6 protein-coding genes are annotated in these 14144 nt (G+C 76.0%); 4 read left to right on the top strand and 2 right to left on the bottom strand.

Features of this window, described 5'->3' with window-relative positions:
* Nucleotides 1-184: 184 nt before the first annotated feature.
* The 4 genes from AC3EQ1_RS05785 (at nucleotide 185) to AC3EQ1_RS05770 (ending at nucleotide 11720) form a co-directional block, all read left to right on the top strand.
* The gene (locus AC3EQ1_RS05785) at nucleotides 185-1549 is read left to right on the top strand and encodes a non-ribosomal peptide synthetase (protein ID WP_432093167.1); all 1365 of its coding nucleotides are present in this window, start codon (nucleotides 185-187) and stop codon (nucleotides 1547-1549) included.
* Nucleotides 1550-1676: 127 nt separating this feature from the next.
* Nucleotides 1677-4823: a non-ribosomal peptide synthetase gene (locus tag AC3EQ1_RS05780; protein WP_432093166.1), complete on the top strand. Its 3147-nt coding sequence runs from the start codon at nucleotides 1677-1679 to the stop codon at nucleotides 4821-4823.
* A complete protein-coding gene (locus tag AC3EQ1_RS05775) occupies nucleotides 4820-8737 on the top strand; it encodes an amino acid adenylation domain-containing protein (protein WP_432093165.1) in 3918 nt (1305 codons plus the stop codon). The genes AC3EQ1_RS05780 and AC3EQ1_RS05775 overlap by 4 nt, the downstream gene beginning before the upstream one ends.
* Entirely contained in the window at nucleotides 8727-11720 is a 2994-nt protein-coding gene (locus AC3EQ1_RS05770) for a condensation domain-containing protein (protein ID WP_432093164.1), read from the top strand. The genes AC3EQ1_RS05775 and AC3EQ1_RS05770 overlap by 11 nt, the downstream gene beginning before the upstream one ends.
* Before the next feature lie 150 nt (nucleotides 11721-11870).
* Here the strand turns inward: AC3EQ1_RS05770 and AC3EQ1_RS05765 are convergent, their stop codons facing one another.
* Together AC3EQ1_RS05765 and AC3EQ1_RS05760 are read right to left on the bottom strand one after the other, a co-directional pair.
* On the bottom strand, nucleotides 11871-12317 hold the full coding sequence (locus tag AC3EQ1_RS05765; protein ID WP_432093163.1) for an SRPBCC family protein: 447 nt from the start codon (nucleotides 12315-12317) through the stop codon (nucleotides 11871-11873).
* A gap of 219 nt (nucleotides 12318-12536) precedes the next feature.
* Complete coding sequence (locus AC3EQ1_RS05760; protein ID WP_432093162.1) at nucleotides 12537-13733, bottom strand: aminotransferase-like domain-containing protein; 1197 nt, start codon at nucleotides 13731-13733, stop codon at nucleotides 12537-12539.
* Nucleotides 13734-14144: the final 411 nt, after the last annotated feature.

Genomic DNA, 14144 nt, shown 5'->3' with positions numbered 1-14144 from the left:
GAAGCGCCTGCCCGCAGCCGCCGCGGCCCGGCGGCAGCGCCCGGGCGCGGAACCACCCCGCACGCCCCTGACCCACCACCGCACCACCCCGCACCGCCGCACCACTGCCCGCGCGGGGGCCCTCCGCCTCCGCTCCCTGTCCCGCCCGCTGCCCGCGGTCCGGACGCCGACCAGAGAGGAACCGGTGCACTCCAGCATCACGGGCCAATACCTCACCCGATATCAGCGGCTGGACGAGAGCGGCGGTCTGCTGCCCGTCACCGGGGCGCAGCGCCGGTTCGTCCTCGTCCGCTCGCTCGACCGGGCCGGACGGCCCGATGTCGTGCCGCTCTTCTTCGCGTTCCCGCGCGGCACCGTGGACCTGACGCGGCTGCGTGCGGCCGCCGGTTCGCTGGCCGCCCTGCACCCCGCACTGCGCGCCCGGACGGCCGTGCTGCGCGGAACGCCCGTGCAGCGGCTCGGCGATGCCGAGGTGCCGGCGGAGCGGGTGGAGTCCGCGCCCGGCGAGGATGCGAAGGCCGCGCTGCGCCGGGCGCTCGGCCGGTGGCCGGCGGACGGCACGCCGCTGCGGCTGTATCTCGCCGACGACGGTCCGGACGCGGCCGAGGAGGTGCTGGCCGTCGCCCTGGACCACGCCGCGTGCGACGGACAGTCGCTGGCCAGGATCACCGAGGAGCTGACGGCCGCCTACCGTGACGGGCTCGGCCCGGCGGACGTGGACCCGGGCCGGGTGGCCGCCGAACTGCGCGCCTACCGCGAGGCCGTGCTGCTGCAGCTCGCCGCCGAGGAGCGGGCGAGCGCACCGGCCGCCCTCGCGTACTGGGCCGAACGGCTGTGCGGCGTGCAGGACATGACGCCGGCCGCGGGCGTGCGTCCGGTGCCCGCGGGGCTGCCCACGGGTGCGGCCGAGGTCCGGATTCCGGTCCCGGCCGGCGACGGCGTCGCGCTGCCGTTCCCCGCTCTGCTGGAGGCGTGCCGGGCAGCCGTGGGCGCGGTGCACGGCCCCGGTCATGTCGTTCCCGTCGGGTACCCGTGGGGTGGCCGGCCGGCCGCGGCGGAGCCGGTGCTCGGCTGCTTCCTCAACACCGTGGTCTTCCCCGCGGCGACCGGCGCCCCGGCCCACCGGCAGGCCGGCCCGGCGGACCCCGCCGGGGACGCGGCCACCGCCTGGTGGGACGACCTCGACCGGGCCGACACGCCGTTCGACGAGGTGGTGCGCGCGGCGCGGGCCGCCGGCGCAACGGCCTGGTCCGGCCGGATGGACGCCCTGCTCACCGTCGAGGACCGGAGCCGCCGCGCGCCGCTGCGGCTCGCCGGGGTGGACGGGCGGGAGGTGAGCGTGGACGGGCGGCCCGTGCGCGCCCCGTTCGCCGTCTCCGTCAGCCAGGGCGCGGATGTGGAGCTCCGGATGGTCTGGGACCGCGCCCTGACCGACGACGCCGCGGCCCACGACGCCTTCGGGGCGCTGGCCGCCCGGGTGCGCTCCGCCCTGCCGTCCGGACCGGCCGGGCCGGTCATCGCTCCGGCCGGGCACAGACCCACTTCGTAACACGCCGTACCCCTGCGGCGGCCCACCGCGCGACCCGCGGAGGCCGCCCTCTCGGCAGGGCCCGCACACCGGGCTCCCGGCCGACCGTTTCACCGATACCGAACCCCGACTACCCCAGGGATGGCCGATGTTCCCCCTCTCCTCGTCGCAGGAGATCGTCTGGCTGCACGAGCAAGTGACGCCGGGCAGCCGCGCCTACAACTTCACCGGAGCGCTCGACCTGTGGGGCGCGCTCGACGAGGAGGCGCTGCGCCGCGGGCTGGCCGCGACGCTCGACCGGCATCCGGGACTGCGCCTGGAGCTGGTCCCCGGAACCGACGGGATCCCCGGCCAGCGGGTCGCCCCGGCGTGCGCGCCCCGGCTGCGCACCGTGGACCTCTCCGGACACCCGGACCCCGAGGAGTCGTTCGCCCGGCTGCTGCGCACCGAGGCCGAGACCCCGCTGGACACCTGCGAGGCGCCGCTGCTGCGCTGGACGCTGGTGCGGCTCGCGCCGGACCTGCACCGGCTGATCCATGTCGAACACCATCTGATCCACGACGGCCACTCGTTCGCGATCCTGCTCGACGACGTCTTCAGCGTCTACCGGGCCCATGTCCTGGGCGAGCCGGTCGCACTGCGGCCCGCGCCCTCCTACGAGGAGCACGTGCGCGCCGCGGCGGCGCCGGACGCCGTCGCCTCCCGCGACCGCAGCCTCGCCCACTGGCAGGACGAACTGCGCTCGGCCGCCTTCGACATGCCGCTGCCCGGCCTGGCGCGGCCGGGTGCGCGGCGCCGGCACCGGGGCGGCCAGCTCCGCCAGTCCATCGGCGCGGACCTCGCCGGGAAGCTGCGGGAGCACGCCCGGGAGCGGGGGCTCACGCCGTTCGCGGCGCTGCTCGGCCTGTTCGCGGAGCTGCTGCGGCGGCACAGCGGCCGGTCGGAGATGGTCATCGGCACCGCGGTGGGCAACCGCCCTCGCGGCTTCGAGGAGACCGTCGGGATGTTCGTCAACACGATCCCGCTGCGGCTGACGCCGGACCCGGACGCCCCGGCCGACACGGTGATGGACGAGGTGACCGACACCCTGATCCGGGCGCTCCCGCACCAGGACGTCCCGGTGCAGGAGCTGACCCGGGCGCTCGGCATGCACACCTCGGGGGCCGACAACCCGCTGTTCAGCGTGATGTTCAGCGCCCATGACGCGGCGCTCCCGGAGATCGAGGTGCCGGGTCTGGACGTCACCCTGTTCGAGGGGTTCAACACCGGCACCACGCGCTTCGACCTCGATGTGGTGCTGTTGCCGGACGACCGCCGTGGGGTGAGCCCGCGGCAGGGCGCCCCCGGTATGACGCTGGTGTGGGACTACGACGACGACCTGTTCGGCGAGGACGTGGCGGAACTGCTCGCCGGACGGCTGCTGGACCTCCTCCGGTCCTACCTGGAGAACCCCGAGGCGCCGCTGGCCGCGCTGGCAGGGGCCGGGACGGACCCCCGCCCGGAGGCCGCGCCCGCGGTGTCCGACGCGCGGGGCGACCTGCTGGACCCGGCCGCCCGGCACGACCCGGCACGGCCCGCGGTGCACGCCGGTGAACTGCGGCTGACCTACGGGGAGCTGGACCGGCGGGTGGCGGAGCTCGCCGAGCGGCTGCGGGCCTGCGGAGTGACCGCGGGACAGCCGGTGGCGGCGGTGCTCCCGCGGGGCACCGACTCCGTGGTGACGCTGCTGGCCTGTCTGCGGACGGGAGCGGTGTACGCCCCGCTCTCCCCGCAGGACCCGGCGGCCCGGCTCGGCCTGCTGCTGGAGCGGCTCGCTCCGGCGCTGGTGCTGACCGACGGCAGTGTGGAACTGCCGGCGACGGCCCTGCCGGTGGCGCCGGTCGGCGACCGCGTGTTCCCGCTCGCCCACCCGGCACGGACCGTGGAGGGCGCCGCGTACATCATCCACACCTCCGGCTCGACGGGCATTCCCAAGCCGGTCGCCGTCGGCCGGGCGGCGCTGGAGAACCACATGACCGGCGCGGCGGACCGGTTCGGGATGGTGGCCGACGACCGGGTGCTGTTGTTCGCCCAGCCGTCGTTCGACGTGGCGCTGGAGGAGGTGCTGCCCTCGCTGCACGCCGGAGCCTGTCTGGTCGTGCCGGATCGCGAGGTGCCCACCGGCACCGAGCTGGCGGGGATGCTCTCCGACACCGGGGTCACCGTCGCCAACCTGCCGACGAGTTACTTCCTCGCCACCCGCGCGGAGCTCCGGCCCGCTCTGCGGGAGCGGCGCTGGGCGCCGCGGCTGGTGGTGCTCGGCGGTGAGCGGATCCCGGCCGACGCGCTGCGCGAGTTCCTCGGCGACACCGACGCCACCGTGCTCAACGTGTACGGCGTGACCGAGGCCGCGGTCAGCTCCACGGTTCACGAGATCACCGCCGCGGACCTGGTGGACGGTGCCGAGATCCCGCTCGGCACGGAGCTGCCCGGGGAGCGGGTGCACGTCCTCGACGCGGGGCTGCGGCCGCTGCCGGCCGGCGCGGTGGGCGAACTCGCCATCAGCGGCGCGGGCCTGGCGGAGGGCTACGTCGGCAACGCGGAGACCACGGCCGCCCGCTTCGTGCGCCCGGAGGCGCTGGGCGGCGAACGGGTCTATCTGACCGGCGACCTGGGCTACCGCGACCGGTCCGGGCGGCTGCACTTCCTCGGCCGCCGCGACAACCAGGTCAAGCTGCGCGGCTACCGCATCGAGCTGGAGGAGATCGAGGCCGCCGCGTCGGCGGAGCTCGGCGGCCGGTCCTGCGCGGTCGTGCTCGACCGCGACGCGGCGGGCGGCCCCCGGCTGATCGGCTTCCTCGAGGGCACCACCGAGCCCGACCAGGAGGCCCTGCACACGGCGCTGAGCGGGCGGCTGCCCGGGGCGCTGGTGCCGGGCCGCTGGGTGCGGCTGGACGCGATGCCGCTGCTGCCCGGCGGCAAGCCCGACCGCGCCGCGCTGGCCCGGGCCGCAGCCGGCCTCACGCCCGTACGGCAGCCGGTGGACGAGGCCCCGGCGGCGTTCGCCGACCCGGAGGTGGCGCTGCTCGCCGAGGGCTGGCGCGAAGTCCTGGGCCACGCGCGCTTCTCCGAGTCCTCCCACTTCTTCCGGATCGGCGGGCACTCGCTGCTCGCCGCGCACCTCGCGGCCTGGCTGGAGCCCCGGCTGGGCGACCGGCCGCCGCTGCGCCTCCTCTTCCAGAATCCGGTGCTGGCCGACCAGGCCCGCGCCCTGACCGCCGTCGGCACGACGGCCGCGCCTTCGGAGTCGATATGAGCGAGCACCGCACCAGCACCCCATCCGACGCCACCACACCGTCCGGTACTCCGCTCAGCGTGGCCCACGGCGACGCTCCCTCCGCCGCGGCGAGCGCCGTGCTCGCCCACTACGAGGAGTGGGTGCGCCGGACGCCGGACGCCCCCGCCGTCCTGGACGGCGAGGACCGGTGGAGCTACGCCGAGATCGACGCGGCCGCCGCGGACGTGGCCGCCGCACTGCGGGACCGGGTGCGCCCCGGCGACCTGGTCGGCGTGTGCCTGGACCGGTCCGCCGCGCTCGTGGTGACCGCGGTCGCCCTGGCCCGGCTCGGCGCCGTCTATCTGCCGCTCGGGCCCCGGCCCGGGGAGCGGCGGATCGCCGCCGTCACTGAGAACGTCCGGGTCGGCTGCCTCATCGGGGAGCCCGCCCTGCTGCCGGAGGCGCACCGCACCGGTGAGCAGCTGGCGCTGGCCCTGCCCGGCCGGGGCGCCAACGCGCCCGCCGCGGCGGTGGCCGCCTTCACCACCCCTCCCGAGGGTGCGTCGGCCGCCCCGGAGGGCACCTTCTACGCCGTCCTGACCTCGGGTTCCACCGGCACGCCGAAGGCCGTCGCCGTCGCCGAGCCCGCGCTCGGCGCGCTGCTGGACTGGTACCGCGCGGAGACCGGGGCCGGCCCCGGTGAGCGGCAGAGTCTGCTGATCGGCGTCGCGTTCGACCCGCATCTGATGGAGCTGTGGGGCGGTCTGACGAGCGGTGCGGCCCTCTGCCCCGCCCCCGACGCGGTCCGCTGGGACCCGGCGGTGCTCACCGACTGGTGGCGCGACGCCCGGATCACCGTCTCCGTGGCCGCCACGCCGATGGCCGAGCCGGTGCTGGACCGGCCGTGGCCGACAGGCCTGACGCTGCGACACCTGGTCGTCGGCGGGGACCGGATGCGCCGCCGGCCGGCCGCGGGCCTGCCGGTGACCGTGCACAACGCCTACGGCCCGGCCGAGTCGACGGTCGTCACCACGACGTACGCGATGCGTCCCGGTGAGGCCGGCGGCGCGGAGGGCGCTCCGCCCATCGGGCGGCCCGTTCCGGGGGTGACCGTGTGCGTCACCGACGAGCAGGGTGCCCTGCTGCCCCGCGGCGAGGCCGGTGAACTGCGCATCGGCGGACGGCTGCTGGCACTCGGCTATCTGGACGAGGCCCTGACCGCACAGCGGTTCACCGCCGCGCCGGACGGCCTCGGCGTGCCGGAGGCCGACCGCGTCTACCGGACCGGCGACCGGGTGCGGATGCGCGAGGACGGCGAGCTGGAGTTCCTGGGCCGGCTGGACGACCAGGTGAAGATCAGCGGCGTGCGGATCGAGCCCGCCGAGGTCGCGTCGGCGCTGGAGCGCGACCCCGGGGTCGCCGCGGCCGTGGTCGCGGTGCGCCGCACCCCCGCGGGTGACGCCCGGCTCGCCGCGTTCGTCCAGGCCGCACCAGGCCACGGGCTCTCCCCGAGCGCGGTGCTGAGCGGGGTGCGGCCGTGGCTGCCCGAGCAGGCGGTCCCCGCCTCACTGACGATCGTGGACGGCTTTCCGCTGGACGCCAACGGCAAGGTGGACCGCGCGGCGCTGCTCGCGACCGGCGAGTCCGCGCCCGCCACGGCGGCGGACGGTACCGGCGCGGCGGACGGCTCCGGAGCGGACGAGGGGACCGGCGCCGGCGAGCGGCTGGTGCTGCGGCTCTGCCGTGATCTGCTCGGTGCCCCGGAGATCCGGCTGACGGACAACTTCACCGAGGCCGGGGGCAATTCCCTGGCGCTGGCCCGGCTGCTGACCGCGGTGCGGGAGGAGAGCGGGGTCCGGCTGCGGGCGCCCGAGGTGCTGCGGCAGCCCGATCTGCGGGCGGTGGCGGCACTTCTCGACAGCCGCCGGCCCGTCGGCGACGGGACCCCGGCGACCGCATCCGGCGTCACCGCAACTGCTGCCACCGGAACCACCGGCGCCGGGACGGTCTCCGCGGCCGCCCCGCCGCACGGGCGGACACCCGACGGCGACGGCGTGCTGCCCGTCCTCATCGCCCGGCATGCCGCCCGGCGCCCCGACGACCTGGCGGTGCTGGACGGCGGGATCACCCTGACGTACCGGCAGCTGGTGTCCTCGGCCGCGGAGCTGGCGGGCCGGCTGCGGGAGCGCGGGGTGCGGCCGGGTGACCGGGTCGCCCTGCTCGTCCCGCGCTCCGCGCGGACGGTCGTCGCCCAGCTCGGGGTGTGGTGGGCGGGCGCGACCTGTGTGCCGCTGGACCCCGCGCACCCGGCGGCCCGTACCGCCCGGATGCTCGCCGACACCGAGGCCGTGCTGACGCTGACCGACGGCAAGCTCCTGGAGTCCTCGGACCTGAGTCCCGAGAAGGTCCTGGTGCTGCCCGCCGACGGCGCCCTGCCGGACGTGGAGCCGGCAGCGGTGGCGGAGCCCGTCGCCGCCGGCCCGGACAGTGCCGCGCTGGTGCTGTTCACCTCCGGCTCGACCGGCCGCCCGAAGGGCGTGGCGGTCACCCACCGCGGGATCGCGGACCTGGTGCGGGCCCCCGGCTACGCAACGGTCACCCCGCGGGACCGCGTCCTGTTCCACTCGCCGGTCACCTTCGACGCGTCGACCTTCGAGCTCTGGGGGGCGCTGGCGAACGGCGCGTCCGTCGCCGTCTGCACCGCCGAACGGCCCTCGCTGGAGGACCTGGCGCAGCAGGTGGAACGGCACGGTGTCACGGTCGCCTTCTTCACCACCGCGCTCTTCCACCAGCTGGCCGTGCGCCGTTCGCGGCTGTTCGGCGTGGTGCGCACCGTGATGGTCGGCGGCGAGGCGCTGGCCGCCGCCCACGCCCGCGCGGTGCTGCGGGCCTTCCCCTGGCTGGAACTGGTCAACGCCTACGGCCCGACCGAGGCGACGACCTTCGCCACCGTCCACCGCGTCACGGACGCCGACTGCGACGGCCAGGTGCCCATCGGGCGCGCCGTCGCCGGTGCCACCACGCACGTGCTGGACGGCGAGGGGAACCCCGTGGCGCCGGGCACACAGGGCGAGTTGTGGGTCGGCGGGACGCGGCTGGCCCTCGGCTACGTCGGCCTGCCCGAGCTGACGGCCGAGCGGTTCGTCGACCACCCGGCGCACGGGCGGCTCTACCGCACCGGTGACCTGGTCTCCGCCCGTCCGGACGGGGTGCTGGACTTCCACGGCCGCGCGGACGACCAGGTGAAGGTCCGGGGCTTCCGGATCGAGCCGGGCGAGATCGAGCACGCGCTGCGCGAGGAGCCGGAGGTGGACGACGCGGCGGTGACGGTGCGCCGGCCGAGCGCGGACGACGCCCGGCTGGCGGCGTTCGTCGTGGCCGCTCCGGGGCCGCTGCCGCGCGCCGAGACGCTGCGGGCCCGGCTCGCCGGACGGCTGCCCGCGCATCTGGTTCCGGACGAGTGGACGGTCGTCGACCGGCTGCCGCTGACGAGTTCCGGCAAGGTGGACCGGCGCGCCCTGGCCGAGCTGGACGGCTCCGGCACCGGTGCGCTCGACACGGCCGCCCCCGCCCTGGGCGATGCGGCGCTGGGCCCCATCGAACAGGCCGTGGCCCGCGCCTGGAGCCTCTCCCTCGGGCGGGAGGTCACCGAGCGGGACGCCGACTTCATCGAACTGGGCGGCCACTCGCTGCTCGCGCTGGCCGTCGTCGACGACCTGTACGAGGAGCTCGGGGTCGAGCTGCCCCTGGCGGACTTCTTCGCCACGCCCACCGTGGCCGGCCATGCGGCGGTGCTGGAGCGCGCCCTGCTGGCCGAGCTCGGGGACGAAGCCGGGCTCGGTGACGAAGCCGACGGGCCCGAGGCATCCGCAGCACCGGCGGCCGGCTTCGGCCCGACCGGACACGACGGCGCCCGCACCGACCTGCCGACGGAGGACCTCCATGGCCACTGATCCCGCACTCTCCTCCGTCGCCCGGCAGGAAGCGCTGCTGCGCCGGGCCCGTTCCCGGGCCCGCACCCGAACCGGCGGCCCGGCACCGGCCCCCGGCGCGGTCGCCGGCCCGGACGCCGCAGACCGTTCCGGTCCGGTGCCGCTCTCCCGCGCGCAGCGGCGGATGTGGCTGATGGACCGGCTCGGCCAGGGCGGCGCCCTGTACGCCGTGCCGTTCGCCACCCGCGTCCGGGGCCCGCTGGACACCGCGGCGCTCGGCGCCGCCCTGGATGGGCTGGTCCGGCGGCACGAGATCCTCCGGACCCGGTACGGCCACCGCGAGGACGAACCGTTCCAGCAGGTCATGGACCCGGCGCCGGTTCCCGTCCCGGTGGTGGACGCGGCCGGTGACGGCACGGAGCAGCTGCTCCGGGAGGCGGCCCGCCCGTTCGACCTCGCCACGGGTCCGATGCTGCGCGCGCTGGTCGTCCGGCACGCCGAGCAGGACCACACGGTGCTGCTGGCCCTCCACCACATCGCGGTGGACGGCGGCTCGATCGGCACGGTCGCCACGGAGGTCGCGGAGCTCTACGCCGCGGCCTGCGAGGGCCGTGCCGACCGGCTGGCCCCGGCCCCGCAGTACGCGGACTTCGCCCGCCGGGAGCACGCGTCCGCCGAACGGCTCGCGCCCGGCCTGGAGCACTGGCTGCGCCGGCTCGACGGTGCCGCCCCGCTCGTCCTGCCCGGCCCGGACCGGACCGGGGACGGGACCGGCACCGCGGCCGCGGACGGGACCGGCGCGTCCGGCCCGGCGGCCCGGGCCGGCCGGATCCATGAAGCGCCGCTGGGCGCCGAGGTACTGCCCGCGCTGCGGGCTCTGGCCCAGGAGCGGCGGACCACGCTGTTCACCGTGGTACTGGCCGCGGCGTTCGCCGCAGTGCACCGGGCCACCGGGGAGAACGACCTGGTCATCGGCTGTGCGAGCAGTCACCGCACGGGCGCGGCGATGCGCGGACTCGTCGGACTGTGCGTCAACACCCTGCCCGTCCGGGTCGATCTGTCCGGCGACCCCGCCTTCGGGACGCTGGTGGACCGGGTGCACACGGCGCTGCTGGAGGCCCAGGAGCACCGCGAGGTGCCGTTCGACCTGGTGGTGGAGCGGCTCGGCGCCGCCGCGCGCGGCGGCGACGGGACCGCGCTGGTCCGGGTCACAGCGGATCTGCTCCAGGAGCCCACGGCGCTCCTGCTGCCCGGCACCACGGCCGAGGCCGTCGAACTCGACCTCGGCACGGCCAAGTTCGACCTGTCCTTCGGTGTCGCCGAGGCGGGGGAAGCCGTCTCCCTGGTGCAGCACAGCGCGGCCGTCCTCGGCGACGGGACGGGCGCCCGGCTGGCGGACGCGTTCGGGGAGCTGCTGGCGTCCGTGGCCGCCGACCCGGCGCTGCGTGCGGCCGAGCTGCCCGGCGGCCTGCTGGTGTCCGGTCGGCCGGACGCCCCAGGGCCGACGGGAACCGGGCCGACGGGAACCGGGGCGGCCCATCCGGCCGAGGAGCGTCTGCGGGCGCACCCCGACGTGGCCGGCGCGGTGGTCGTGGAGTTCGCCGGCCGGCCGCCGCTGGCGTGGGCGGTTCTCGCCCGTGCCGGCGGGCCGAGCCCGTCGCAGCTGCGGTCGCACTTGCGCGCGGGGCTGGAGCGCTCCGCGGTCCCGGCAGCGGTGACGCTGCTCGACACGCTGCCGCTCACGGCCGACGGGGCGGTGGACCGGACGCGGCTGCCCGGTCTGCCGGCGATGCCCACGGAACCGGCGCCCGTGCCGGAACCGGAGCCGTTCACCGGCGAGCGGGAACAGGCCGTCCTCGCCGCCTACACCGAGCTGCTGGCCCAGGAACCGGCCCCGGACGACGACTTCTTCGTCCTCGGCGGCCACTCCCTGACCGCGGTCCAGCTGGCCGAACGGCTGCGGGAGCGGCTCCGGCTGCCGCTCACCGGCCTGGACGTCATGGAGCGCCGCACCCCCCGGGCCCTGGCGGCACTGCTGGACGCCCGGGAGGCCGAACGGGCCGCGGCGTCCGCGGCCACTCCGGCCCGCCGTCCGTGCGCGCCCCGGACCGGCACCGTCCTGGTGACCGGGGCCACCGGTGGTGTGGGGGCGTTCGTGGTGCGGGAGCTCGTCCGGCGCGGCCGGCCGGTACGGGCGCTCGCCCGCCCCGAGTCGGCGCACCGGGTGAGCGGGGACGGCGTGGAGGTCGTCGAGGGCGACCTGACCGATCTCGACAGCCTGCGCGCCGCCTGCTCCGGAGCGGACGCCGTCATCCACGCGGCCTGCACCTTCACCCGACCGGAGGTGGACATCGCGGCGATGGAGGCGCTGGTGGACGCCTGGCGGCAGGGCCCGTTCGTGTTCGTCAGCAGCGTGGACGCCTACGGGCACCCGGCCGAGGCCGAGGTGGCGGAAGGCGCGCCGTCGCGCGAGCCTCTGACCTCGTACGGCAGCGCCAAGGTGACCTGCGAACGGCTGCTGCTGGGCGCGGCCGGGGCCGAGGGCCGCGGAGGTGCGTCCGCCGTGCGCTCCCCCATCGTCTGGGGTGCGCACGACCGGCTCCGCGACCAGTTGCGCTGGGGGGCGACCGGGGCGCTGTACCAGGCGGCGCTGGCCGGGGACCCGCTCGTGCTGCCGGACCCCGGAACCGGGGAGCACGGCTGGTACGGCGCGCCCTGGGTGCACGCCGCCGCGCTCGCCCGCGCGCTGGTCACCTGTCTGGACGAGCCGGTGAACGGGGTGGTCAACGCGATCGGCGGCCATGTGGCCTGGCCGGACCTCGCCACCGAGCTGGCCGCCCTGCTGGGCAGCGGGAGCGAGGTGACGTTCGGGGCCGGGACGCACCGCGACCTGGACCACCACTGGCGGTACCGGGCGGACCGGCTGGCGCCGGTGCTCACCGAACGGCCCGGCGAGGACTGGCGGTCGGTGCTCGCCGCGATGATCGGCCCGGCCACGGGCTGACACGGGTCACCCGAGGGGGGTGAACGGGCCGGTGAACGGCTCGTGAGGGGCCCGGGTGCCGGCGACGGCGCCGGGCCCCTGGCCCACTTCCGGCGGCCCGTGACAACTGCGACCGCACCGCGAGGTGCATGCGTCGCCCGGCGCGGCGGGTCAGGATGCCTCGACGGCCGCTTTGATCCGGTGGGCGAACGCGTCGGCGTCCTTGCGCGCGGCGCCGAGCGCGAGCCCCGCGACCAGCTTGCCGAGGCCGTGCCCCTCCAGGACGTTGAAGACGCGCAGCCTGGTCCGCCCGTCCGCGGCGGGTTCCAGGTCGTAGCCGCCTTCGGGGGCCGTCACCAGGTTCGTCGAGATCTCGGTCCAGCGGATTCTCCGGGGCGGCTCGAACTCGCTGATGCGGAACTCCCGGTGGGTGGTCATCCCGGCGTCCTTGACCGTGCTGCGGTAGACGGTGCCCACCGTCGTCGCCCCCTCGCTCTTCTTCTCCATCCGCTGCACCCGGGGGCTGAACTTCGGGTCGTTCTCGCCGTTGGCCAGGAACGCGAAGACCTCGTCCACGGGCCGGTCGATCTCAACGGTCGCTTCGAATTTTCCTGCCATGGTCTCTCCCTGGGCGCTCCTCGGCGGGCGGTGGCGAGCGCATCGTCCCAGACAGGCGCCCGGAGACCCGGCGGACGCGTCGGACACCCCCAGGCATCGTCACGACGGCCGAATCCCGGCCACCCGGCTCGCGGCGGCCCTGCCCCGTTCGGCGCATGCCGCCGCCGCTCACCGGGCACCCTTCCGCCTCTCGGGGCCGCCCGGAAGCGGACCAGGGGCTCAGGCGAAGGTCTTCGCCAGACGGCGCAGGCCCTCCGAGATCTCGTCGGGCGAGTGCGTCGTGAACGACAGCCGCATCGCTGCCGGATCGGGAGTGCCCGCGAAGAACGGCGCGCCCGGGACGTACGCCACCTCGTGCCCGACCGCAGTCTTCAGCAGATCCGTCGCGTCGTGCCCCTCGGGGAGCGTCACCCAGATGAACATGCCGCCCTCCGGGCGGTTCCACCGGCTGCCCGCGGGCAGCGCCGCCGGAAGTCCGTCGAGCATGGCGTCCCGGCGGTCCCGGTAGGCGGAACACATCGTCCGGACATGGGCGTCGAGATCGCTGTCCCGCAGATAGCGGGCCGCTGCGGCCTGATCGACGGTCGAGGTGTGCAGGTCGGCCGCCTGCTTGGCTATCACGCAGGAACGGCGGAGACCGGCGGGCGCACGCAGGTAGCCGAGCCGCAGCCCCGGCGCCATGATCTTGGAGAAGGAGCCGAGCAGCACGGTGCGGTCGGCCGCCGCCTCGGAGCCGGAGATCCACGGCACCCGGTCCCCGTCGTACCGCAGGTCCCCGTACGGGTCGTCCTCGACGATCCAGAAGCCGTGCCGGGCGGCCACCTCGGCCACCGCCGTACGGCGTTCCGCCGGCAGGGTCCGCCCGGTGGGGTTCTGGAAGGTCGGCACGAGGTAGAGCAGCTTGGCCTGCTCGCGCGCCACGATCTCCTCGAGGGCGGCGGGGACGATGCCGTCGTCGTCGGTCGGCACCGGGACCACGCGCGCTCCGGAGAAGCCGAAGCACTGGAGGGCGGCCAGGTAGCAGGGGTCCTCGACCAGCACCACATCGCCCGGTTCCAGCATCGCGGTGGCGATGAGGGTGAGCGCCTGCTGCGACCCGGTGGTGATCAGCAAGTCGTCGGGCCCGGTTGAGAGGCCACGCCCCGTCAGCCGGTCCGCGACCGCGGTCCGGAGCTCCGTGTCCCCCTCGGTCGTGGAGTACTGCAGGGCCCGCTGCGGCTCCTCCGCCAGCACGCCGTCGTAGGCGGCCCTGATACCCGCGATGTCGAAGAGTTCCGGAGCGGGCAGACCGCCCGCGAAGGAGATCACTTCGGGGCGGGCGGTGAGCGCCAGGATCTCCCGGACGGGCGAGGAACCGACGTTGGCGAGCCGGGAGGCACCCGCGGGCACCGGCGCATGGGGGGCGGAGGGAAGCATGGCCACAGCATATCGGCAGCCAAAAAGGCCCTCCAGATCGTTGATTCGCCGGCCGTCGACACTTTGGAACAACGAACTCCGGTTACCGCAACCGACGATTCCCCTTCCGTTTCGGCCGCCGGAGCCTCTGCCGTCTCCGGCTCCTTTCCCCGCTGTTCCTCCCGTCGACTCGTCCGCTCCGGGCGCCCCTTCGGTGCCACAACAGCCGGGAAGAGCACCGACCGACTGCCACGTCGCGAACTCCGTCCCGTCTCCCACCCATGGAATGCCGAAACCGGCATTCCCCTGCGCGGGCCGATCGACGCGGCACTCGGCATTCCCGGGAAATCCAGCCATCACCGCCCGTGGCCTCGATGCATTCCGTCCGGAAGCCCGACGATTACCGGGAATGCGCGGTCCAGGGGCGGAGGG

Source organism: Streptomyces sp. bgisy100 (assembly GCF_057709105.1).
The sequence above is the reverse complement of the archived record's forward strand: the minus strand, read 5'-3'. Positions and strand labels throughout refer to the sequence as shown.